A 19,944-nucleotide genomic window follows, 5' to 3' on the forward strand; every position below is an offset into this window, starting at 1 on the left:
CTTTGCCAAAGTTTTTGCCTGTGCGGCTCGCACCTCATTTTCTAATTCTCTAATTGCCATTCACGCATTTCTTAACCCAAGTTCATTTTTTCATCGCTTTTTCACCGTTACTTTGCACTGTAAAACAAAAACAACTTAAAAATGAACTTAAAAATGTTTAGTATCACACTTCTTATGACGTTGACTGCCTTAAAGTCCAACGGTCAAAATCCTGACCTCCTCACATTGGTCACTGCGGCTACACAAGCCCCTTCAGGTCACAATTCTCAACCTTGGTTCTTCACTGTTGAGAACAACCGCATCATTATTACGCCCGATTTTACCAAAGCGCTCCCTGCCGTAGACGGCAAACACCGCGAACTGTTTATGAGCTTGGGCTGTGCTCTGGAAAACCTCTGCCTAAAAGCCACCGAATTGCACTATCACACCCAGGTACAACTCACCAGCGAAGGCGTCATCACCGTGCTTTTGCAAAAACGAGAAGATGTAACACCCAGTTCCTTAGCAGCTGTCATTCCTAAACGCCAAACCAACCGCTCGGTATACGACGGCAAGCGCATCGACGCTCCTTTGCTCGAAAGTTTAGTAAGCAAAGCTATGGACGATACGGGGGCAAAGCTCTACACATTCGCCAATGGTTCTCCGCTTTTTGCAACACTCACCGAAGCAGTAATGCAAGGCAATGCTGTGCAAATGGCTGACCCCGCTTTCAAAAACGAACTCCTCTCGTGGATACGCTTCAACAAAAAGCATTCTGAAAGCACTCACGACGGACTCAGTTACGCAGTGCTCGGCGCTCCTAATCTCCCTCGTTGGGTAACCGAGCCCATTGTAAAGGCATCACTAAAAGCCGATAAGCAAAACAAAACCGACTTGAAGAAGATACAATCTTCCTCCGATATAGTGCTTATCACTTCTGAGAAAGACGATATCCGCACTTGGATAAACACAGGTCGTTTATTAGAACGCTTTTTGCTCGTCCTCACCGAAGCAGGCATCGCCAATGCTTACCTCAATCAACCGTGTGAAGTGCCCGAACTCCGTGCGCAACTGCAAGCCGATTTGGCCATTGCAAAAGCCTATCCACAAATCCTCTTGCGCATCGGTTATGCGAAGCCCGTAGCTTATTCCAAGAGAAAAGATATCAAAGAAGTTAGCAAATTTAAAAATGAGTAAATTAGTCAATGCGTAGAAGCACTCTATAAGGTATCATAAAAAGCTTGGTTGTCACTTTTAGTCACTACAATTCCCCTCTTTGAGGAAGTCAGCGAGCTGGTGCAGTTGAGTATGTGAATAAGGGGAGGTTTATAATCAAATGGTTATAAACCTCTCCATCGTTTTTGTGATATCAACTTTGGTACGCTACCAATTTGCTAATTACCAAATTTGCTCATTTGCTAATTATACACTACCTTTGTCCCCTCAATCATCCTTTGTTTGATTTGAAAAAGATTCGTAAAATTTCTGAGGCGCAAGCCTCATCTTGAAAAATGCAACAAGAATCCCAAATATACGGCATTCGTGCCCTGATAGAAGCTCTCAAAGCAGGCAAAACTATTGATAAAGTCTTTTTGCAAAAAGGCTTACAAGGTGGCTTGTATAAAGAGCTAATGCCCTTATTGCAAGAAGCCCAAGTGCCTGTGCAGTATGTGCCCGTTGAGAAGCTGAACCGCCTTACCAAGAAAAACCACCAAGGAGTAGTGGCGAACCTTTCCCCCGTAGATTATCACAATTTTGAGGATTTGGTGATTTCGGTTACCGAAAGCGGAGCCACACCACTTTTCCTCGTGTTAGACCACCTTTCTGATGTGCGCAACTTTGGGGCAATTATCCGCACGGCAGAGTGTACAGGCGTCTCAGGTATTATCATTCCTAAGCGTGGCAGTGTGAGTATCACCGCCGATACTGTCAAAACCTCGGCTGGGGCTGTGTTTCGCGTGCCTATCTGCAAGGTCGAAAACCTTGTAGATGCGGTCTACTACCTGCAAGGCAGTGGCATTAGGGCAGTGGCAGCGACCGAGAAGACTAGTCAATTGCTATACGCCGAAGACTTTACGGTACCTACTGCTATTGTGATGGGGGCGGAAGACGTCGGGGTATCGCCAGCAGTACTCAAAGTAGTAGATAGCAAAGCCAAATTGCCAATGGTAGGCGATATTAGCTCGCTAAACGTTTCGGTAGCTTGTGCTGTTTTCTTGTACGAAGCTCTCAAACAACGACTCTAATTCTCCAACCCCTATCTCCTAAAACCGATGAACCGCCAACAAACCCGAGGTGTCCTTTTTTTGCTATTGCTCATCATAGCACTACAATTCGCCTTTCGTAATCTCAGCTTTAACCGCACTTTCGCCCCTACTGAAACTACTCTACTTCAACGGGAGATGGACTCGTTAAGAACTCTTGTTTCCTTGCCTAAAAAAGATACCATTTACCCCTTCAATCCCAATTTTATTACAGACTACAAAGGCTTCAAACTCGGACTTTCTCCAGAGCAAATCGACCGCTTGCAAGCTTTTCGCGCACAGAATAAGTATGTCAATTCTGCCGAAGAGTTCCAACAAGTAACCGGTGTGCCTGACAGTCTTCTGCACAAAATAGCCCCTTCTTTCAAATTCCCCGAATGGGTGAAAAACCGCAAAACTTCTTCTTATGTCTATGAAAAATACACCCAAAAACACTACCCAAAACAAGATATCAACACCGCAACTGCCGAAGAACTGATGAAAATCTACGGTATAGGCGAAGGCTTTTCTAATCGCATCTTGAAATACCGCAACAAGTTGCACGGCTTTACCTATATCAGCCAAGTGGCAGAAGTCTACGGACTCGAAAAGGAAGTGTACGAACGAGTAGCCGAGCGCTTTGAGGTACAAACAACACCCGTGATAGAGAAGAAGGACATCAATACTCTCAATATGTACGAACTCAGCAAAATTCCTTATGTGAAATACGGAGAAGGCAAGAAGATAGTAGGCTTGCGTTCTGAGCTCGGTACGCTCAAATCCTTTGATGACCTTTTGCAAATAGAGGGTTTTGATAAACAACGTATCGCCCGATTGCAGTTGTATCTCTATATCGAACAGTAGCCTTCAAGATAATTAAAAAGAAATTCGTTCTTCTTTAACACTTTTTTTTCAATAAGTAAACTCCCTCTTTCTACCAACTGAAATTCAACTAACTAACGCTCTTCCTTCGTCTTTCCTTCGTCTTAGGTTCGTCTTAGCTTCGCTTTACCTTCGGTGTAGGTTCGCTTGTTCTTCAGAAAACGTAAAACACTTATTTATTTGTTTTACAGCTGATTAATATGTTTTATACTATAAAATACCTAAAAGTATTTTCTTTGTTTAATACTGAAAAAAAATCTGCCATATAACAAACTTTAACATTTTTTCTTCAATCTTATTGCCACTATACACCATTTTTATTGAATAACACTTCTCTGACAATTAACACTCTTCTTTTCACCCTCTGATTAAAAAAAACGTAATTCGTAATTCGTAATTCGTAATTATTTTATATCTTTGCCCCTTGGTATTAGAATAAGCATATAACGAATGAATTTTAACTATTCTGAAACACAACGAATGGTAGCCGATGCGGCTAAAGAGTTTGCCGAAAAATATATCCGTCCACACGTGATGGAATGGGACGAAAGTCAGGAATTTCCTGTGGAGGTATTCCGCAAAGCAGGCGAACTTGGCTTTATGGGCGTTTTAGTACCCGAAGCCTACGGTGGCTCAGGTCTCGACTACCACGATTATATCGCGATTGTCGAAGAAATCTCAAAAGTCGACCCTTCTATAGGGCTCTCAATAGCAGCTCACAACTCTCTTTGTACCAATCATATCCTTAGCTTTGGTAGCGAACAGCAAAAACAACGCTGGTTGCCCAAATTGGCTTCAGGTGAATGGATAGGTGCTTGGGGCATTACCGAACACAATACCGGTTCTGATTCCGGAGGTATGGCTACTACCGCTGTAAAAGACGGCGACGAGTGGATACTGAACGGTACTAAAAACTTTATTACTCACGGCAAAACAGGACAGATAGCCGTAGTCATTGCTCGTACCGGCGAGAAGGGTAACAAACACGCCATCACAGCCTTTGTAGTGGAACGTGGTACGAAGGGTTTTAGCAGTGGTAAAAAAGAAAACAAACTCGGTATGCGCGCCAGCGAAACCGCCGAAATGATATTTCAAGATTGTCGTATTCCCGATGCCAATCGTTTGGGTGAAGTAGGCGACGGCTTTATTCAAGCAATGAAGATATTAGACGGCGGACGTATTTCTATCGGTGCTCTTTCTTTGGGTATTGCCAAAGGCGCTTACGAAGCCTCCCTCAAATACGCCAAAGAACGTATGCAATTCGGTAAACGCCTCATCGACCTACAAGCCGTTGGTTTCAAACTCGCCGATATGGCTACCGAAATAGAAGCTTCCGAACTGCTCTTGCACAAATCGGCTTTCCAAAAGAACGACGGTCAGCGTGTAACGCTATCGGGGGCAATGGCAAAGATGTACGCCTCCGAAGTATGTGTGCGTGTAGCTACCGAAGCCATTCAAATTCACGGCGGTTATGGTTATACGAAAGATTTTCCGGTCGAAAAATTCTTCCGTGACTCCAAATTGTGTACCATAGGCGAGGGAACAACCGAAATACAGAAATTAGTCATCAGTCGACAAATAGATAAGAACTCATAATTAAAAACGAACGAATATGTTATCCAATTCCAGCAAGTATGCCATCAATGCAGTAATATACCTTGCCATACACTCGTCGGCAAGCCATAGAATAGCGCCCAAAGACGTGGCAGAAGCGCTACATATTCCTACGCCCTTTTTGGCAAAAATATTGCAAACTTTAGCCCGCAAAAAGGTAATTAGCTCCAACAAAGGACCTGGGGGAGGCTTTTGGCTCTCCGATAAGGAAAAACAAGCTCCTTTAATGACCGTTGTAGAGCAAATAGGTGAAGCCGATAAGTTTATCGCTTGTGCGATGGGCTTCAAAGAGTGTTCATCAGAGAAACCCTGTCCGTTACACGCTTCCGTACAGCCTTTCAGAGATAATTTTATGCGAGAACTTAGCGAGAACTCCATAGCCTCCTTTGCTCAAAAAATTGCTGATAAAACTGCTTTCTTATCACCTACGGAGTAATTAAGTGCTAGTTGCACGAGCAATTATCTATTTACAAATTTATCGTAGTATATAAACTTAAAAAATAATTATATATGGAGAACGGAAAACTCTTTAACATTTTAGGTTGGGTAGCAATGGCTGCCTCTATTAGTATGTATGTGTCATACATACCACAAATCAGTGATAACCTTGCAGGACACAAGGGGAATCCTATACAGCCTTTGGTAGCAGCAATTAACTGCTCGTTATGGGTGATATATGGCTTTTTCAAAAAACCCAAAAGAGACTATCCTATATTATTAGCGAACTTACCAGGTATTGTCTTTGGTTTATTTGCCTTTGCAACTGCTTTGTAATTAGGTTGTCACACACTTTACCAAAGTTTCTTGCCCGTGTGGCTCGAAACTTTGGCAAAGTTGAAAATACTACACTCTCCTCCCTTGTTAATTCTTAATTGTCAATTGTCAATTGAAAAGATATGTTACAACTAAACACTATTAGAGAAGAAAAAGACCGCGTGCTCATCGGTCTTAAAAAGCGCAACTTTAAAGAGTTGTCTCTCATAGACGATATTATCGCCTTAGACGAAAAACGCCGTAGCACTCAGCTTTCATTAGATGAAACACTGGCGAAATCCAACAACCTTTCTAAGGAAATAGGCAACCTCTTCAAAGCAGGTGAAACCGACAAAGCTAATACCCTTAAAGAGCAAACCGCTACCCTTAAAGAAGATATCAAAACCCTTACCGATACCCTCAACACTACCGTAGAGGAGCTTAACGATTTGCTCTACCGCGTGCCTAATATCCCTAATGAGTTGGTGCCCGAAGGTACTTCCGAAGCCGACAATGTAGTGGTATTCGAGGCGGGTACTATTCCTGATTTAGGTAAAGACGCTCTTCCTCACTGGGAACTCGCCAAGAAGTACGACCTCATCGATTTCGAGTTAGGCGTAAAGCTCACCGGTGCAGGCTTCCCTGTGTACAAAGGCAAAGGAGCAAAACTGCAACGCGCTCTCATTACCTACTTCCTCGACAAAAACACCGAGGCAGGCTATAACGAATACCAAGTGCCTCACGTAGTAAACGAAGCCTCAGGCTATGGCACCGGTCAGTTGCCCGATAAAGAAGGACAGATGTACCACGTAGGGGTAGATAACCTCTACCTTATCCCTACCGCTGAGGTGCCTGTGACTAATATTTTCCGCGACACCTTGCTCAACGAAAGCGATTTGCCTATCTGCTGTACCGCCTATACACCTTGCTTCCGTCGTGAAGCCGGTAGCTATGGCGCTCACGTACGCGGACTCAACCGCTTGCATCAGTTCGACAAGGTGGAGATTGTACGCATTGAACACCCCGACCGCTCTTATAAAGCACTCGAAGGAATGATAGAACACGTAAAAGGGATTCTCAATGAGTTGAAACTCCCTTACCATATCTTGCGCCTTTGTGGTGGCGATTTAGGCTTTACCTCAGCAATTACTTACGATTTCGAGGTATATTCCACTGCTCAAGAAAAGTGGTTAGAGATAAGCTCAGTGTCTAACTTCGAAACCTTCCAAGCAAACCGTCTTAAATTGCGTTTCAAGGACGCCGACGGTAAAAACCGCTTAGCACATACCCTCAACGGTAGTTCTCTTGCTCTCCCGCGCGTATTAGCTGGCATTTTAGAAAACTATCAAACCCCCAATGGTATTGTAGTACCCGAAGTCCTCAGAAAATACACAGGCTTCGATATTATTAATTAGTGCGAACTACATATTATACAACTTTGCCAAAGTTTCAAATTTTGGCAAAGTTTTTTATTACCTATACGTGCTACGACCTTCTAGATTATTTATTTGAAAAGATTATTTTGTATTTTAAATATTATTCATAACTTTGCCTTAAATTTACAACCGATTAAAATGAGAATCATCGCTAAGAAAGCTATAGTTGATTTTTATACATTGCATCCTGGAGCAAAAATCCCTTTAGAAGACTGGTATAAAAAAGCTATCTCCGCAGAATGGTCTTGTTTTGCAGATATTAAAAATGACTTTAACAGTGTAGATGCTGTAGGAAATGGCAGATTTGTTTTCAATATCAAAGGAAACCACTTTAGATTGGTTGTTCTTATTCTTTTTGTCCCCAAAATAGTATATATCCGTTTTATAGGCACTCATAAAGAATATGATAAAATCGAAAAAATAAATAAAGTATAACATTATGATAAAAAATGAACTACAATACAACGCTATAATGAAACGTATCGACGAGCTCTTGCAGGTTGTAAATGATGATACTCACGAAAATGACCCCGATTACATAGAGTTGATGATTCTCACTGACCTTGTTGAAGCCTATGAGGAAATACATTACCCTATAGGAAACATACACAAAACTGCTTTTATTCCTAAATCTGAAAAAGTAGAAGAAAGTTATGATAATCTAACAATCTAAATATCACTCAATGAAAGAAACTACTGTAATTACCCTCACTAAAACGCAACTTCCCTCTTGGGTAGCCGATTTTAATACCAACGGAACCCTTAAAAAACAGCACATCATCATTACTCTCCCCGAAGAGGAACACTGGTTAAAGAAAGACCTTAAACCGCTCGTCGTCTTTGCCCAGCAGCACAATCAGCAACATCACAAATCAGTGGTGGTGGTACAACGTGCCTTAGCACTCGAAGATTTTGAACTCACCCTGCATATCGCTCCTACTCTCCAAGAGGCGTACGACCTTATTGAACTCGACGAAATAGAACGCGACTTATGGAAGTAACTATCTTAGGTTGTCACAGTGCGACCCCTCGCTCCAACGCCCGTCCTTCGGCACAACTGCTCGAAATGCGCGGTCATCTGTTCCTCATCGATTGTGGAGAGGCTACCCAAATCGCCCTCCGCAATGCCAATGCTAAGTTCTCCCGCATCAAGCACATCTTCATCTCTCACCTCCACGGCGACCATTTCTACGGACTCTTCGGACTCATCTCTACTTTCCAACTCCTCGGTCGCGAAGCCGAAATGCACATCTACGGTCCTAAGGGCATCAAAGAAGCCGTCTTGCTCATCCTCAAACTCGGCGGCGCTTATACCCCTTTCCCCTTGCATTTTCACGAGCTATCTTCCAAAACCTCTGAACTTTTATACGAAGACGACAAAGTACTCGTGCGCACCATTCCGTTGCAACACCGCGTCTATACCAATGGCTTCCTATTCCAAGAAAAAGAAGGCGAACGTCGCCTAAATATCGACGCAATAGCTGAGTATCCCGAGATACAAACGTGCGACTATCAGAATATCAAAAACGGCAAAGATATAACATTAGAAAACGGCAAAACTATTGCCAATACCGAGCTCACCTTCGACCCTCACCGCCCGCAAAGCTATGCCTATTGTAGCGATACTCTTTATTTCGAAGTTTTGGCTACCGAAATACAAGGAGCAAGAGTCGTGTATCACGAATCTACCTTTTTAAAGATAAACGAAGAACTTGCCGTTAAAACAATGCACTCCACCGCCTACCAAGCAGGACTTACAGCTAAGAATGCCCACGCCGATGCCCTCATTCTGGGGCACTACTCCTCTCGCTATCCCGATGTCAATCTCTTCAAGCAGGAAGCACAAGAAGTCTTTAAGAACGTCTTTTTAGCCGAAGATGGCAAAAAGTTCATTTTCGATAATTGACAAACAGAAGAAAACATCACTACACCCCCATTATTTTGGAAAGTCCTCGACACTTTTCCCGTCACCACATTCCCCCTTCCCGTCGCTACAATTCCTCCTTCGAAGGTAGCCAGTGACAGCTGGGTATGTGTAAAGGGGGATGTTATCCCCTATTACCTATTACCTAAGACCTCACACCACCCCATTTTCTCATTTCCAAATTTGCTAATTCTCTAATTTTTCTTCCCTTTTTCCGTCTCCACATTCCCCCTTTTCCGTCGCTCTCTACTCGTCACTACACCCCCTCTCCTTGGGAGAAGTCTCCGAATAGGAGAGTATGTGAACGGGGTGAGGATTCCTTTTCTTTCGCCTCGAAACCCTGTTTTTACCGTTTTTTGTATCTCTGTATTATATTATGAGTCAATCACTTATATATCCTTTCTATACCAATCGTCCAAGATTCGTATAAGCTTCCTATAAGCTCTCTATAAGCTACCCCCACCCTCCTTACACCCTTTTTTCGCCAAAACTTCTCTCAGCTCTCTTCCGTTCTTCTCCGATATCTTCCGAATCCTCCTAATAACCCCAACCTATCGTTTTTGAGGTGCACACTTTGCCAAAGTTTCAAAATTTGCCAAAGTTGATGTTCTAAAAAGTTACCTCACAAGGCGTAGCCTTGATTTTGTTTAAATTTTGTTTGATTTCTGAGGCACAGCCTCATTCCTCTAACTCAACCTCACACCCCATTTTCTCATTTTCTAATTTCCTAATTCTCTAATTTTTAACCCTTATCGTGCTACGACTTGCTAATTTGCTAATTACGTCGTATCTTTGCACTTTATATCAAAAGTTTGTAAGGCTCCTGCCACCAAAAATGTATATCCAGCATTATAATATAGTAACCCCTTTAGGCTTCGACCTCCCTACCACCGCCCGTTTGTTACTGCGCGAACGCTCAGCTATTGCCCGTTATCCTATGTACGGACAGCTCACCGATGTTTGCCTTTCTAAGATTGGCGACGGAGCTATCGAAAACCGATTTCAGCAGGTGGTAGAACGCAATGACTTTTCACGCTTAGAAAAGCTTCTGCTCTTGGCAATAGCACCTATTTTCCATAAAATCAGAATCACCCCTCGAACCGCTCTTATCCTTTCCTCTACCAAAGGCAATATTTCAGAGCTTGCCAATGGCGATAGCGTTCCTCTGCTTTCAACTTTGGCTCAAAAAATGGCTAATGCCATAGGGGTAACCACTACTCCCATAGTCGTTTCCAACGCTTGTGTCTCAGGAGCAATGGCACTCTCGGTAGCCGATAGACTCCTAAAAGCCGATGCTTGCGATAATGCCATAGTATTAGCAGGCGATGAAATAAGCGAATTTGTGCTTTCGGGCTTTCAATCCTTTCAAGCGATGAGTGCACAACCTTGCAGACCTTATGATGCTCAACGCGATGGTATTACCTTAGGCGAGGCTACCGCGGTGGCTTATGTAACCCGTGAGGCAACAGGTGCTAAAGCACAACTTTTGGGTAGCAGTTCTATCAACGATGCCAACCATATTTCAGGACCTTCACGTACAGGCGAAGGGCTCTATTTAAGCGTCCTAAACGCTCTCGATGAGGCAAAGTTACGCCCTGAACAGATAGACCTCATCAACGCTCACGGCACCGGCACCCTTTATAACGACGAGATGGAGAGCAATGCCTTTATGCGTGCCGGACTCTTGTCACCTCCGCTAAACAGCTATAAAGGTTATTTCGGTCATACCTTAGGCACTTCAGGTTTGCTCGAAACCGTACTCACCATCGAATTTGCTCGCCATAAAATTCTCTTAAAGAGCCTAAATTATGAAACCTTAGGCGTTTCACAGCCCATCAATGTACTAAAACAAACCCAACATACAGAAGTAAAACACCTCCTAAAAACCGCCTCAGGTTTCGGCGGAAGCAACACAGCATTAGCAATAAAAGTGATTAACAATTAGATATTTCCAAAATATCATAAGAAATGTTTACAAATCACGTTAGTATATTGGCAAATTATTTATATCTTTGCAGAAAATTATGAATATTATGGGTACAGATGTTTTAGAAAAGAAAAAAAAGCAAACTACCTTAGATGTAGGTAATAAAAAAATAGGTTTTGCTCTTATAAAAGAAGAAAAAGAAGACTCACATCAAGAAGAAAACCTAACTACTCTTATAAAAGAAGCCCAAAAAGTGGGAGCCGACCTTTATAAAAAAGGGTTAATTGCTCCTTGTGACCCTATCCGATAAAATGAAAAAGGTAATTTGCGATACGAATGTAATAAGCCGTTACATTCTTAATAGTAGTGGAGAAATAACGATAACCATTGATGAAATTATAGGCATACAAAATATATGCATTACTCCTGTTATTTATATTGAATTGATGAATTGGCTCGCTTTCTATGAAGGTATCGAAAGGGCTAAGCGAATGAAGCTAAAAACAGTAATAAATAGCATTCCAGTAATTAATATCAACGATGATATTTGTAACGTCGCAATGAAACTTGTTTTCCAAAAACCTCATTCAAAAGTTGCCGACACATTGATAGGAGCTACTGCTATTTATTATGATATGAGTATCTATACCTTGAATAAGAAAGATTTTGAACTCATAGGAGCTCCCTTATATAGTATCACTTAAAATATGAAAACTTGTACGATAGAAAATAATACCATAACCCTCAACGACTCTGTGCTTTTCTCCGATAAAAGTACTTCTTTCGTCGATTTCTCAAAAAAAGCCCTCAAAGCCCTGCAAATGGATTATCCCAAGTTCTTCAAAATGGATAACCTCAGCAAGCTCGCTTTTTTAGCAGCCGAAGTCCTCTTGCGTCCGTTTTCGCAGTCGGAGAAAAATAGCGTTGCCCTTGTATTCGCCAATCGTTCTGCCAGTCTTGATACCGACCTTAAACATCAAGCTACTATCGCGAACCCACACGAATATTACCCCAGTCCCGCTGTGTTTGTTTACACCTTACCCAACATCTGTTTAGGCGAGATAAGCATACGCCACCAGCTGAAAACCGAGAACAGTTTTTTTGTATTCGATAGTTACGAGGAGGCGCAACCCTTTTTAGAGCAATACAGCAACTCGCTTTTAGCGCAAGGCAAAGCCGAAAGTGTACTAATGGCGTGGGTAGAGTTCTTAGAGGGCGATTATAGAGCCATAGCAACTTTAATAGATTAGTAAAATTAGCTAATTAGCAGATTAAAAAATGTGTAGCATCACAAACTTAGCCTAAATTTTAACTTTGGTTAAGTTATTTACAACAACAATCAGTTATTTTTCATCACGTTTATAAAGAATTTATGGATTTATACAAAGAGACTGACCATCTTATCAACATTTTAAAGCAGAAAGGACATACTGAAATAGCAACACAATTATCCGATAGTATAAGATATAGTGCTATAGAAACAGAAATATTAATGAAGATAAAGCATCATTTAAACGAGATTTTAAAAACGCCTCAAAACTATGATGAAACCATAGTTTCTTTAGCTAAAAGCATAGAGAACAGAATTACAAATGCTTTATAACCTTCATTGCACAATTTGCTAATTTTCAAATTTGCTCATTTGCTAATTCTTCACTACCTTTGCCGTTGTATAACTTTAAAAGTAAAAAATAATGAATACCATAATATTAAAAAATCAATTAGATTTTCAGCAGTACCAATTAGCAGTAAAAGCTTTGGCTGATATGGGAATAGAGGTTGCTGAACCTGAAGATTCCTTTGAAATTACGGAAGAAGATATCCGCAGTATAGAGCGTGCACGCGAAGATATCAAACACGGGAGAGTGCACAGTAATGAGGAGGTTTTTAATGAAGCAAGAGCATATTATGAAAGTTTTTTGGACAGAAGAAGCTAAAATTGAATTTAAACAGACTCTGATGTATTGGACAATTCATAATATGTCGGATTCTTATTCTAAAAAGATTGATGTAGAGACGCTTAAATTAGTAAAAGAAATTACTACATCTCCTTATTTTTTAGCTAATTATGTAGAACCTATAGATGCTTATAAAAGAGTTTTCTTTAAAAGTAGATTTATTTTGTATTACCAAGTAGATGAGGAAAACGATACAATCTATATTTTGCACTTCCGCAGCAGCTCTCAAAAACCCTTGTAATCTCTAAACTGAAAACCAGCCTTTAAACCCTTGTTAGTTGAGATTAATTTTATACATTTGCACCGTAAAAACTTAAAAAATTACATTCAATGAAAAAATTTTTATTACTCTTTTCAGTTTTTGCTCTTTTTGCTTGTAAAAAAGATAGCGACGACTCAATTCCAGCTTCTGATTATGAACTGAGTGCAGACGGACTTACTTTAGTGAAGTGGAAAAATGAGAATACTTCCGTTCTTGATATGCAAGCCGATGGCACCCTTAGCAAGGTAAAAATTATTGGTGAAAAAGCTTTTTATGCTCATAAAAAGTTAGGCACTATCACTTTACCTAATGGTTTAACAAATATTGGCAAAGAGGCTTTTTATGCGACTAAAATCAATAGTATCACCATTCCTGCGGGAGTACAAGTGATAGGAAAAGGAGCATTTATGGGATCTCTTCTTACTACTGTTCAGTTTTCAGAAGGACTTATTACTATTGATGAGAACGCTTTCAGTTCGTGTCAGATTCCAACTCTCAAATTCCCTGAAAGTCTACAAGCTATTGGTAGAGATGCTTTTCGTTATAACGATGCAATCGTTTCGGTTACTTTTCCTAAAAATATACAAAACATAGGAGTTTGTGCTTTCTATTCTTGTAGTAAACTCACTTCGGCTACTTTTAAAGGAGCTAATCCACCACGAACAAGTTTCCCTATCTTCAATAATGTAACCAACAAAATAGCACATATCTATGTGCCTAAAGGAAGACTCAGTGTTTATAAAAGTGATACTGAATTAAATTTCCAGAATCACTACGACAATGAGATTTCTGAAGAACCCTAAAATAGTTTTTTAGAACAAACTTTAAAGTAGAGATGAGTGATTTGTCTCTACTTTTTTTGTCGCTCAATCGGCTAATTTCCGAAATTTGCTAATTTGCTAATTCTTCACTATCTTTGCCCCCTGATAATAACTTTTTATAATGGACGCACTTATTTTAGAACTCAAGAACAAGATTATTGAAGTACTCAACTTAGAAGAAGTAACCCCCGAGGATATTGATGAAAACGAGCCCCTTTTTGGCACTGGCTTAGCCCTCGACTCTATCGATGCTCTCGAACTTATCGTACTACTCGACAAGAATTACGGTATCCGCTTAGACGACCCTAAAAAAGGAAAAGAAATCTTCCAATCGGTGAAAACAATGGCTGATTACATCACCGCTCACCGCACCAAATAGCGATGCCGAAAAAAGTAGTCATTACGGGAATGGGTATCAACTCTTCGATAGGTAACACTGTCGGAGAGCATTTTTATGCCCTTACCCATCGCCAAGCAGGTATCAGCAGGATTGAAAATGTAGAAACCATTCACGCCGACCACATCAAGGTAGGCGAAATCAAACGCACGAACACTGAGTTTGTTACTGCTTTGCGATTACCCGAAGTGAACGCCTATTCACGCACCTCTCTCTTGGGGATTATCGCCTTGCAGGAAGCCATTGCCAATGCCGGTCTTACCTCTTCAGCCCTCACTCACTGCGGACTCATTATGGCTTCCACGGTGGGGGGTATGGATATGACCGAAAACTATTTTTTCCGCTATGGCGATGACGAACCCCTGCGACGCTATATCACTACTCACAACATAGGCGAGGTAACTCACCAAATCGCCGATTATGTAGGCATAAAAGGCGTTGTAACCAGCGTGAGTACTGCCTGCTCTTCTTCCGCAAATGCTATAATAACGGCTATCAACCTGCTACGCACTGGCAGAGCTAATTGCCTCATTGCCGGTGGCGCTGATGCCCTCTCTAAATTCACTATCAACGGCTTTAACACTTTGATGATTCTCTCGGATACCGACTGCACTCCTTTCGACCAACATCGCAAGGGATTAAACTTAGGGGAAGCAGGTGCTTTTTTGGTATTAGAAACTGAAGAAAATGCCCTACAACGCGGGGCTACTATATTAGCAGAAATCAAAGGGTGGGGCAATGCCAATGATGCTTATCACCAAACAGCCTCCTCCGCCGATGGTGAAGGTGCGTTTTTAGCAATGCAAAAAGCCCTACAAGTAGCAGGATTAACCCCCGCAGATATCGATTATATCAATGCACACGGCACAGCTACCGTAAACAACGATCTCTCCGAAAGTCGCGCCTTAATGCGTATCTTTGGCGAGCACGTCCCCGATTTTAGTTCTACCAAAGCCTTTACGGGGCATACTTTGGCAGTAGCTTCGGCAGTAGAAGCGGTATTTAGTGTATTAGCCTTACAACACGGGGTAGTATTCCCTAACCTCAACTTCAGCACTCCAATGGAAGAAGTGCCTATCCGCCCACAAACTGAACTGAAATACAAACCTATACAGCACGTGCTTTCTAACTCCTTTGGCTTTGGAGGCAATTGCTCTACTTTAATTTTAGGAAATAGAGGATAGGGATTAGGGGATAGACCCCCCAACTCACTTACTCGGCAATTGCCAACAACCTCGAAAGGGGACTATCCAAAAAAGAAATGGTTATGTAGGTTATATGCTAAAATAGTTGCACACTGAAAACAATAAAATATAACTAAATAAAGAAAAGCAATAGTTTGGCACAGTGATTGTTTTTAGTTTTTTACTCAGATGAAAAGTTAAACTTTATCAATTATTTGGTTGTTAGATTCTTATTATATAGATTTGTACTCTAATCTTAAAAATAATCATATTATGAAACAGGCTCTTAAAAACAACTTGATAGTCGTATCGCTTTACATTTTAGCGGGATTTATCTTTAATGGATACCTACCTTATATGCTAATTGTATTCCTGATACTATCGGCAACGGTTTCTTACTTTTTGTTCAGAAGAAAAAGTAAAGAAGAAACACGCAAGGGGTTATTACTTATGCACGCTCCTTTTCTATTAATTTTAATGGTAGCTGCTTTATTTCTCAACAATATAAGGGTAGTACTTCCTTATTTGCTTTTCGTACCTGCTGTTGTATATTTGGTGTATTGTGCTATATTTTCAGAAAGAAAAGTGCTGTTTTTTGCAGGGATTATAGCCTTATCTGTTATTAGTGTCGCTACCTACAACGAAATTTCAGGGACAAATGAAATATTTGATGTAAGCTACTACTCGAGATTCATTACACAAAAATAAAATTAAGAAAAACCCGATTTTAGGTAATAAAATCGGGTTTTTCTATTGCTTTTTATAAGGGGAGGAAATAGATATTCTTCACTTTTTCCAACTATCTATATCTCTTATCTCTTACCTATGTTACAATTATTCTATCATTCTTCATTAGAAGCGGGTACTGATGAGGCGGGGCGCGGTTGTTTGGCGGGTCCCGTAACAGCAGCAGCTGTGATATTGCCCTCCGACTTCAAAAACGACCTTCTCACCGACTCTAAACAACTCACCGAAAAACAGCGCAACCTCCTGCGACCTATCATCGAGCGCGAGGCAGTAGCGTATGCTGTATGTCACGTACTCCCTGCCGAAATAGACGAGCTGAATATTCTTCGCGCTTCTATCACGGCTATGCACCGCGCTATTGCTCAGCTCTCCCCTACCCCCGAATTTATTGCAGTAGACGGCAATAAGTTTGTGCCTTACCAGAAAATACCTTATGCTTGTGTGGTGAAAGGCGACGGCAAAATACAAACCATCGCAGCAGCTTCGATACTTGCAAAAACCTACCGCGATGCCTATATGGAAGATCTTGCCCAGCAATTCCCTGAGTACCATTGGCAGCAAAACAAAGGATATCCCACCCCCGAACACCGCAAAGCTATTGCTGAGTACGGCGCTACCAAGCACCACCGCAAAACATTTCAGTTACTACCCGTGGAGCAGTTGAGTTTATTCTAATAAAAATCCCTACAAAAGTTTACTTTCTTTTGTAGGGATTTTCTTATGTTATTACATTTTATGTATCCAGAATTCGGGGTTGAGGCGGGTAGTGTTTTTATATATAAAGAACTTCATTTCAGTCTTGCCATTGCTATCGGTGAAGATTTTGCCAAGAGGCTCTTTGGCTTTTACCTTATCTCCTTTCTTTACATACACATCAGTGAGATTGTAATAAATAGTGATGTAGTTACCGTGTCGCACTTGCACTACTTTGTTACTTCCTGGTATCGATTGTATGGCTGATACTTCGCCTTCAAACACACAACGGGCTTCTGAACCTTTTTCAGTAGCAATGGTTACCCCATTATTGTAATGTTGCAACTCAGGATATACAGGGTCGTAATACACCCCAAAACCTTGCGATTTGTAGCCCTTTGCCACTGGCCAAATAAGATTACCCTTGTTGGCTTCGAAGCTATCGGCTACTTTACGCGATTCGGGAGTAAGTACAAAAATAATTTCAGTATTAGAACCTGAGGAAGGGGAAGAAGTAGTTTTAGGAGCATTTTTTCCTCTGTTTAAAGCAGCTAAACGCTCTTTCTCACGTTTATTTGCCTCTATAATAGCTAAACGAATCAGGCGCTGTATTTCGCGGTCGATAGCGTTAGCTTGTTTTTGTTTTTCGCGTATCTGCGCTTCGTAGTTGCGCTCTGCGGCACGGATATTGGTAGCCAACACTTCCAACTCCTTTTTCTCCGTCTCCAAAGTAGCTTGCTCTTGGCGTTGCTCTTCCAATACTTGGTTTTTAGTATTGCGTTGGGCTACCAAAGTATTGTTGATAGTCTTTATTTTATCAGTCTTTTCTCGTATGAGGCTCACCTGCTCTTTGCGATAGTTGGCATACTGTTTCATATAAGCCAATCGCTTGTAGGCTTGCGAAAAACTTTCGGAAGAGAGCAAAAACAGCAATCGGTTTTGTGCCGACTTACTTTTGAACGACTGTTTGATAATCTTAGCGTATTCTCCTTTGTGGTATTCCAATTCTTTTTTAAGGGTACGCAGTTGTTCCTCATTGTCAGCTATTTCTTTAGAAAGTAAATTCGCCTGTTGCTGATTGATTTGTATTAGGCGTGTGCGCGCTAATATCTTCTCATTAGCAACTTCTATCTGCTGAATGGTAGTTTTGTGTTGCTGACTTTGTTGTTGGCGTAAAGCGGACATCTGCTTGATTTGTTCGAGCAGAGCCTTCTTGCGTTGTTCTAATTCTTTTTGCTTAGTTTGCGCTGTAAGGAGTAGCGGGAAGCAAAGCAAAAGCAGTGTGATTTTTAAAGTAAACTTCATCTTTTACCTGTTACTTATTACCTGTTACCTCTTTCATTCCCGATGGGATTTTAAAGGGGAAGGATAGTTTTTTATCTAAATCCAATCCTTTGAACTCTAAAATGATTTGGGTGCTATTCTCTCCCTCGCTGGCAACTATCTTAATGGTGTGAGGTAATAAGAGTTCCCCCACTTGCTGATAGCTGTAAGTTGCTATTGCCTTTTGGTTTGCTCCCAAGTGATTTACTTCGGTAACCTCCACACGGTAATTATCAGGTAGGAAGCGGTAAATCACTTCTACGGGCGACTCGCCGGTGACTTCAATATTATAGCGGTTGTTGTCCTCAGGGAGGAGCTTGATAAAACCTTCGCTTTTAAAGTTGAGACTGTAAAGCGCATTGCCTAATAATAGGTTCTGTAATTCGTTAAAACCTACATCAATGCCTAACAGTTTGCTGATATAGCTAAAATCACCGCTGAAAAAAGAACTGTCTAAACGGTTATAATATTCGGCTTTTTCAGGGGTGATGAGTGCTTTGGCTACTCCCAAAGGAGCGGATACCCATATTGTTTTGTCTTTCTCCATACGGAAAGATAGAGGCAAACTCTGCTCATTCTTACCGTCTTTATAAGTTACTTGCAGGTTAGCGCTAAGTGTTTTAAAAGCAGGGAACGATTTTAGGTGGCGGTTGATAATTTCTTTGGCTTGTTTATCAACGCTTGTTCTACCAGCGGGGGTTACCACTGCTTGTTTGGTTTTACAGCTCACCAATAGCAAGGCTGTAAGGATTAAGATGATTTTTTTCATAATGTTCTAATAAGATTTTCAACTTTGCCAAAGGTGCGAGCCGCACAGGCAAGAACTTTGGCAAAGTTTGAGATGGTGTTTAGCTTCTATTCATTTACTAAGGCTAAGGCGCGCTGTTTCTTCGTTTTTGAAGTACTTCGCTCCCTCACTTTGCGAGCTTGTTCTCTTGCTTCCTCTAAGGTAACGGGAGGCTGCTTGGATAGTATCTCCATAGCTAACTTTGCCCGTTCCGCAAATGATAGTTTGTAACTCATATTTCAATTCGTAATTTGTCATTTATAATCTGCTAATTACCTCCGGTGCTTCCGAAGCCTCCGGTACCTCTTTCAGTTTGTGAAAGCTCGGTTACAGTTTCAAAAGTGGCTTTCTCATACTTGGCAAATACCATTTGGGCAATACGGTCGCTGTGGGCAATGGTAAAGGGTTCATTGGATAGGTTTACGATAGGAACTTTTACCTCGCCACGATAATCACAATCGATAGTACCTGGGCTATTGATTACTGTAATGCCGTGCTTGATTGCCATACCGCTACGCGGACGCACTTGTGCTTCATAACCTTCGGGTATTTCTAAGAATAAGCCGGTAGGCACGAGGGTGCGCTCTAAGGGTTGTAAGGTGATGCTACTGTTAGGCAAATTAGCTCTTAGGTCTACGCCTGCGGCTCCTTCGGTTTGATATGAAGGGAGCTCGTTATTTGATAGGTTTTTTATCTTTACTGTCATTTTTTAGTGGGTTTCAACTTTGGCAAAGTTTACGGTGTTTATTACTAATTACTTGTTGCGCCACAATTCTTGGGGTGTATTCATTCTTGATGTTTTCTTTTATTATTGGGTGCAAAGATACGACGTAATTAGCAAATTAGCAAGTCGTAGTAGGATAAGGGTTAAAAATTAGATAATTAGGAAATTAGAAAATGAGAGAATGGGTAGTGATAAAAATGGTTTTTTGATAGATATGACTTGTCGGACAAATCGGACTGGTTAGGAATTTCGGGAGGAAACGGAAATTTTCAAAAGGAGACTAAGAGGTC

General features: G+C 41.2%; 27 protein-coding genes. 23 read left to right on the top strand and 4 right to left on the bottom strand.

Translation table 11 applies throughout. The features are described 5' to 3' along the window. The first annotated feature begins 141 nt into the window (after window positions 1–141). From HMPREF1320_RS00525 to HMPREF1320_RS00635, 23 genes are all read left to right on the top strand, one after another. Window positions 142–1,176 (top strand): Acg family FMN-binding oxidoreductase, encoded by a 1,035-nt coding sequence (locus tag HMPREF1320_RS00525; RefSeq protein WP_034553723.1) that lies wholly within the window; start codon window positions 142–144, stop codon window positions 1,174–1,176. Between the two features lie 314 nt (window positions 1,177–1,490). Next, a complete protein-coding gene (rlmB, locus tag HMPREF1320_RS00530; protein ID WP_009417123.1) occupies window positions 1,491–2,225 on the top strand; it encodes a 23S rRNA (guanosine(2251)-2'-O)-methyltransferase RlmB in 735 nt (244 codons plus the stop codon). Between the two features lie 27 nt (window positions 2,226–2,252). Next, window positions 2,253–3,086 carry a helix-hairpin-helix domain-containing protein gene (locus tag HMPREF1320_RS00535; RefSeq protein WP_009417070.1) on the top strand — a complete coding sequence of 278 codons (834 nt, stop codon included), beginning with the start codon at window positions 2,253–2,255 and terminating at the stop codon, window positions 3,084–3,086. Window positions 3,087–3,554: 468 nt separating this feature from the next. Next, window positions 3,555–4,700: an acyl-CoA dehydrogenase family protein gene (locus HMPREF1320_RS00540; RefSeq protein WP_034553726.1), complete on the top strand. Its 1,146-nt coding sequence runs from the start codon at window positions 3,555–3,557 to the stop codon at window positions 4,698–4,700. Window positions 4,701–4,716: 16 nt separating this feature from the next. Further along, window positions 4,717–5,154, top strand: coding sequence for an RrF2 family transcriptional regulator (locus HMPREF1320_RS00545; RefSeq protein WP_009417128.1), 438 nt, complete (start codon window positions 4,717–4,719; stop codon window positions 5,152–5,154). A gap of 74 nt (window positions 5,155–5,228) precedes the next feature. Then, window positions 5,229–5,492, top strand: a complete 264-nt coding sequence (locus tag HMPREF1320_RS00550) for a SemiSWEET family transporter (RefSeq protein WP_009412761.1) — start codon at window positions 5,229–5,231, stop codon at window positions 5,490–5,492. A gap of 122 nt (window positions 5,493–5,614) precedes the next feature. Then, window positions 5,615–6,886 (top strand): serine--tRNA ligase, encoded by a 1,272-nt coding sequence (gene serS, locus HMPREF1320_RS00555; protein ID WP_009417130.1) that lies wholly within the window; start codon window positions 5,615–5,617, stop codon window positions 6,884–6,886. A 159-nt stretch (window positions 6,887–7,045) separates the two neighbouring features. Then, the gene (locus HMPREF1320_RS00560; protein ID WP_009410971.1) at window positions 7,046–7,342 is read left to right on the top strand and encodes a type II toxin-antitoxin system HigB family toxin; all 297 of its coding nucleotides are present in this window, start codon (window positions 7,046–7,048) and stop codon (window positions 7,340–7,342) included. 4 nt (window positions 7,343–7,346) lie between these two features. Next, window positions 7,347–7,580, top strand: a complete 234-nt coding sequence (locus HMPREF1320_RS00565; protein ID WP_009417114.1) for an XRE family transcriptional regulator — start codon at window positions 7,347–7,349, stop codon at window positions 7,578–7,580. Window positions 7,581–7,590: 10 nt separating this feature from the next. Continuing rightward, the gene (locus HMPREF1320_RS00570; protein WP_009417076.1) at window positions 7,591–7,908 is read left to right on the top strand and encodes a hypothetical protein; all 318 of its coding nucleotides are present in this window, start codon (window positions 7,591–7,593) and stop codon (window positions 7,906–7,908) included. Beyond that, window positions 7,899–8,813, top strand: a complete 915-nt coding sequence (locus tag HMPREF1320_RS00575) for a ribonuclease Z (RefSeq protein WP_009417136.1) — start codon at window positions 7,899–7,901, stop codon at window positions 8,811–8,813. The genes HMPREF1320_RS00570 and HMPREF1320_RS00575 overlap by 10 nt, the downstream gene beginning before the upstream one ends. Before the next feature lie 853 nt (window positions 8,814–9,666). Further along, window positions 9,667–10,776, top strand: coding sequence for a beta-ketoacyl synthase N-terminal-like domain-containing protein (locus HMPREF1320_RS00580; RefSeq protein ID WP_009417117.1), 1,110 nt, complete (start codon window positions 9,667–9,669; stop codon window positions 10,774–10,776). Between the two features lie 88 nt (window positions 10,777–10,864). Then, window positions 10,865–11,068, top strand: a complete 204-nt coding sequence (locus HMPREF1320_RS00585; protein ID WP_232207516.1) for a 3-phosphoshikimate 1-carboxyvinyltransferase — start codon at window positions 10,865–10,867, stop codon at window positions 11,066–11,068. Between the two features lies 1 nt (window position 11,069). Beyond that, window positions 11,070–11,462 (top strand): type II toxin-antitoxin system VapC family toxin, encoded by a 393-nt coding sequence (locus HMPREF1320_RS00590; RefSeq protein WP_083835337.1) that lies wholly within the window; start codon window positions 11,070–11,072, stop codon window positions 11,460–11,462. A 3-nt stretch (window positions 11,463–11,465) separates the two neighbouring features. Continuing rightward, window positions 11,466–12,008: a hypothetical protein gene (locus tag HMPREF1320_RS00595; RefSeq protein WP_009417120.1), complete on the top strand. Its 543-nt coding sequence runs from the start codon at window positions 11,466–11,468 to the stop codon at window positions 12,006–12,008. A gap of 122 nt (window positions 12,009–12,130) precedes the next feature. Then, the gene (locus HMPREF1320_RS00600; RefSeq protein WP_009417091.1) at window positions 12,131–12,361 is read left to right on the top strand and encodes a hypothetical protein; all 231 of its coding nucleotides are present in this window, start codon (window positions 12,131–12,133) and stop codon (window positions 12,359–12,361) included. 91 nt (window positions 12,362–12,452) lie between these two features. After that, window positions 12,453–12,695 carry a hypothetical protein gene (locus HMPREF1320_RS00605; protein ID WP_009417099.1) on the top strand — a complete coding sequence of 81 codons (243 nt, stop codon included), beginning with the start codon at window positions 12,453–12,455 and terminating at the stop codon, window positions 12,693–12,695. Further along, window positions 12,667–12,957, top strand: coding sequence for a type II toxin-antitoxin system RelE/ParE family toxin (locus tag HMPREF1320_RS00610; protein WP_034553730.1), 291 nt, complete (start codon window positions 12,667–12,669; stop codon window positions 12,955–12,957). Before HMPREF1320_RS00605 ends, HMPREF1320_RS00610 begins: the two co-directional genes overlap by 29 nt. Before the next feature lie 89 nt (window positions 12,958–13,046). After that, entirely contained in the window at window positions 13,047–13,781 is a 735-nt protein-coding gene (locus tag HMPREF1320_RS00615) for a leucine-rich repeat domain-containing protein (RefSeq protein ID WP_009417125.1), read from the top strand. 139 nt (window positions 13,782–13,920) lie between these two features. Continuing rightward, window positions 13,921–14,178: a phosphopantetheine-binding protein gene (locus HMPREF1320_RS00620; protein WP_002674344.1), complete on the top strand. Its 258-nt coding sequence runs from the start codon at window positions 13,921–13,923 to the stop codon at window positions 14,176–14,178. Between the two features lie 2 nt (window positions 14,179–14,180). Then, the gene (locus tag HMPREF1320_RS00625) at window positions 14,181–15,380 is read left to right on the top strand and encodes a beta-ketoacyl-[acyl-carrier-protein] synthase family protein (protein ID WP_009417107.1); all 1,200 of its coding nucleotides are present in this window, start codon (window positions 14,181–14,183) and stop codon (window positions 15,378–15,380) included. A 273-nt stretch (window positions 15,381–15,653) separates the two neighbouring features. Then, on the top strand, window positions 15,654–16,088 hold the full coding sequence (locus HMPREF1320_RS00630) for a hypothetical protein (RefSeq protein ID WP_009417092.1): 435 nt from the start codon (window positions 15,654–15,656) through the stop codon (window positions 16,086–16,088). Between the two features lie 117 nt (window positions 16,089–16,205). Continuing rightward, window positions 16,206–16,802: a ribonuclease HII gene (locus tag HMPREF1320_RS00635; RefSeq protein WP_009417093.1), complete on the top strand. Its 597-nt coding sequence runs from the start codon at window positions 16,206–16,208 to the stop codon at window positions 16,800–16,802. Between the two features lie 51 nt (window positions 16,803–16,853). Here HMPREF1320_RS00635 and HMPREF1320_RS00640 read toward each other — a convergent pair whose 3' ends face one another. From HMPREF1320_RS00640 to dut, 4 genes are all read right to left on the bottom strand, one after another. Beyond that, window positions 16,854–18,125 carry a murein hydrolase activator EnvC family protein gene (locus tag HMPREF1320_RS00640; RefSeq protein WP_009417111.1) on the bottom strand — a complete coding sequence of 424 codons (1,272 nt, stop codon included), beginning with the start codon at window positions 18,123–18,125 and terminating at the stop codon, window positions 16,854–16,856. Between the two features lie 10 nt (window positions 18,126–18,135). Further along, window positions 18,136–18,912, bottom strand: coding sequence for a DUF4292 domain-containing protein (locus HMPREF1320_RS00645; RefSeq protein ID WP_009417133.1), 777 nt, complete (start codon window positions 18,910–18,912; stop codon window positions 18,136–18,138). 86 nt (window positions 18,913–18,998) lie between these two features. Further along, window positions 18,999–19,166, bottom strand: a complete 168-nt coding sequence (locus HMPREF1320_RS11440; RefSeq protein ID WP_198006255.1) for a hypothetical protein — start codon at window positions 19,164–19,166, stop codon at window positions 18,999–19,001. A gap of 32 nt (window positions 19,167–19,198) precedes the next feature. Then, a complete protein-coding gene (gene dut, locus HMPREF1320_RS00655) occupies window positions 19,199–19,636 on the bottom strand; it encodes a dUTP diphosphatase (RefSeq protein ID WP_009417088.1) in 438 nt (145 codons plus the stop codon). Between the last annotated feature and the right edge of the window lie 308 nt (window positions 19,637–19,944).

The organism is Capnocytophaga sp. oral taxon 335 str. F0486, assembly GCF_000277665.1.
Classification (GTDB): domain Bacteria; phylum Bacteroidota; class Bacteroidia; order Flavobacteriales; family Flavobacteriaceae; genus Capnocytophaga; species Capnocytophaga ochracea.

Coding starts and splice junctions, on each gene's coding strand:
- HMPREF1320_RS00525 (WP_034553723.1), top strand. CDS start 142: ATGAACTTAAAAATGTTTAGTATCACACTTCTTATGACGTTGACTGCC.
- rlmB (WP_009417123.1), top strand. CDS start 1,491: ATGCAACAAGAATCCCAAATATACGGCATTCGTGCCCTGATAGAAGCT.
- HMPREF1320_RS00535 (WP_009417070.1), top strand. CDS start 2,253: ATGAACCGCCAACAAACCCGAGGTGTCCTTTTTTTGCTATTGCTCATC.
- HMPREF1320_RS00540 (WP_034553726.1), top strand. CDS start 3,555: ATGAATTTTAACTATTCTGAAACACAACGAATGGTAGCCGATGCGGCT.
- HMPREF1320_RS00545 (WP_009417128.1), top strand. CDS start 4,717: ATGTTATCCAATTCCAGCAAGTATGCCATCAATGCAGTAATATACCTT.
- HMPREF1320_RS00550 (WP_009412761.1), top strand. CDS start 5,229: ATGGAGAACGGAAAACTCTTTAACATTTTAGGTTGGGTAGCAATGGCT.
- serS (WP_009417130.1), top strand. CDS start 5,615: ATGTTACAACTAAACACTATTAGAGAAGAAAAAGACCGCGTGCTCATC.
- HMPREF1320_RS00560 (WP_009410971.1), top strand. CDS start 7,046: ATGAGAATCATCGCTAAGAAAGCTATAGTTGATTTTTATACATTGCAT.
- HMPREF1320_RS00565 (WP_009417114.1), top strand. CDS start 7,347: ATGATAAAAAATGAACTACAATACAACGCTATAATGAAACGTATCGAC.
- HMPREF1320_RS00570 (WP_009417076.1), top strand. CDS start 7,591: ATGAAAGAAACTACTGTAATTACCCTCACTAAAACGCAACTTCCCTCT.
- HMPREF1320_RS00575 (WP_009417136.1), top strand. CDS start 7,899: ATGGAAGTAACTATCTTAGGTTGTCACAGTGCGACCCCTCGCTCCAAC.
- HMPREF1320_RS00580 (WP_009417117.1), top strand. CDS start 9,667: ATGTATATCCAGCATTATAATATAGTAACCCCTTTAGGCTTCGACCTC.
- HMPREF1320_RS00585 (WP_232207516.1), top strand. CDS start 10,865: ATGGGTACAGATGTTTTAGAAAAGAAAAAAAAGCAAACTACCTTAGAT.
- HMPREF1320_RS00590 (WP_083835337.1), top strand. CDS start 11,070: ATGAAAAAGGTAATTTGCGATACGAATGTAATAAGCCGTTACATTCTT.
- HMPREF1320_RS00595 (WP_009417120.1), top strand. CDS start 11,466: ATGAAAACTTGTACGATAGAAAATAATACCATAACCCTCAACGACTCT.
- HMPREF1320_RS00600 (WP_009417091.1), top strand. CDS start 12,131: ATGGATTTATACAAAGAGACTGACCATCTTATCAACATTTTAAAGCAG.
- HMPREF1320_RS00605 (WP_009417099.1), top strand. CDS start 12,453: ATGAATACCATAATATTAAAAAATCAATTAGATTTTCAGCAGTACCAA.
- HMPREF1320_RS00610 (WP_034553730.1), top strand. CDS start 12,667: ATGAAAGTTTTTTGGACAGAAGAAGCTAAAATTGAATTTAAACAGACT.
- HMPREF1320_RS00615 (WP_009417125.1), top strand. CDS start 13,047: ATGAAAAAATTTTTATTACTCTTTTCAGTTTTTGCTCTTTTTGCTTGT.
- HMPREF1320_RS00620 (WP_002674344.1), top strand. CDS start 13,921: ATGGACGCACTTATTTTAGAACTCAAGAACAAGATTATTGAAGTACTC.
- HMPREF1320_RS00625 (WP_009417107.1), top strand. CDS start 14,181: ATGCCGAAAAAAGTAGTCATTACGGGAATGGGTATCAACTCTTCGATA.
- HMPREF1320_RS00630 (WP_009417092.1), top strand. CDS start 15,654: ATGAAACAGGCTCTTAAAAACAACTTGATAGTCGTATCGCTTTACATT.
- HMPREF1320_RS00635 (WP_009417093.1), top strand. CDS start 16,206: ATGTTACAATTATTCTATCATTCTTCATTAGAAGCGGGTACTGATGAG.
- HMPREF1320_RS00640 (WP_009417111.1), bottom strand. CDS start 18,125: ATGAAGTTTACTTTAAAAATCACACTGCTTTTGCTTTGCTTCCCGCTA.
- HMPREF1320_RS00645 (WP_009417133.1), bottom strand. CDS start 18,912: ATGAAAAAAATCATCTTAATCCTTACAGCCTTGCTATTGGTGAGCTGT.
- HMPREF1320_RS11440 (WP_198006255.1), bottom strand. CDS start 19,166: ATGAGTTACAAACTATCATTTGCGGAACGGGCAAAGTTAGCTATGGAG.
- dut (WP_009417088.1), bottom strand. CDS start 19,636: ATGACAGTAAAGATAAAAAACCTATCAAATAACGAGCTCCCTTCATAT.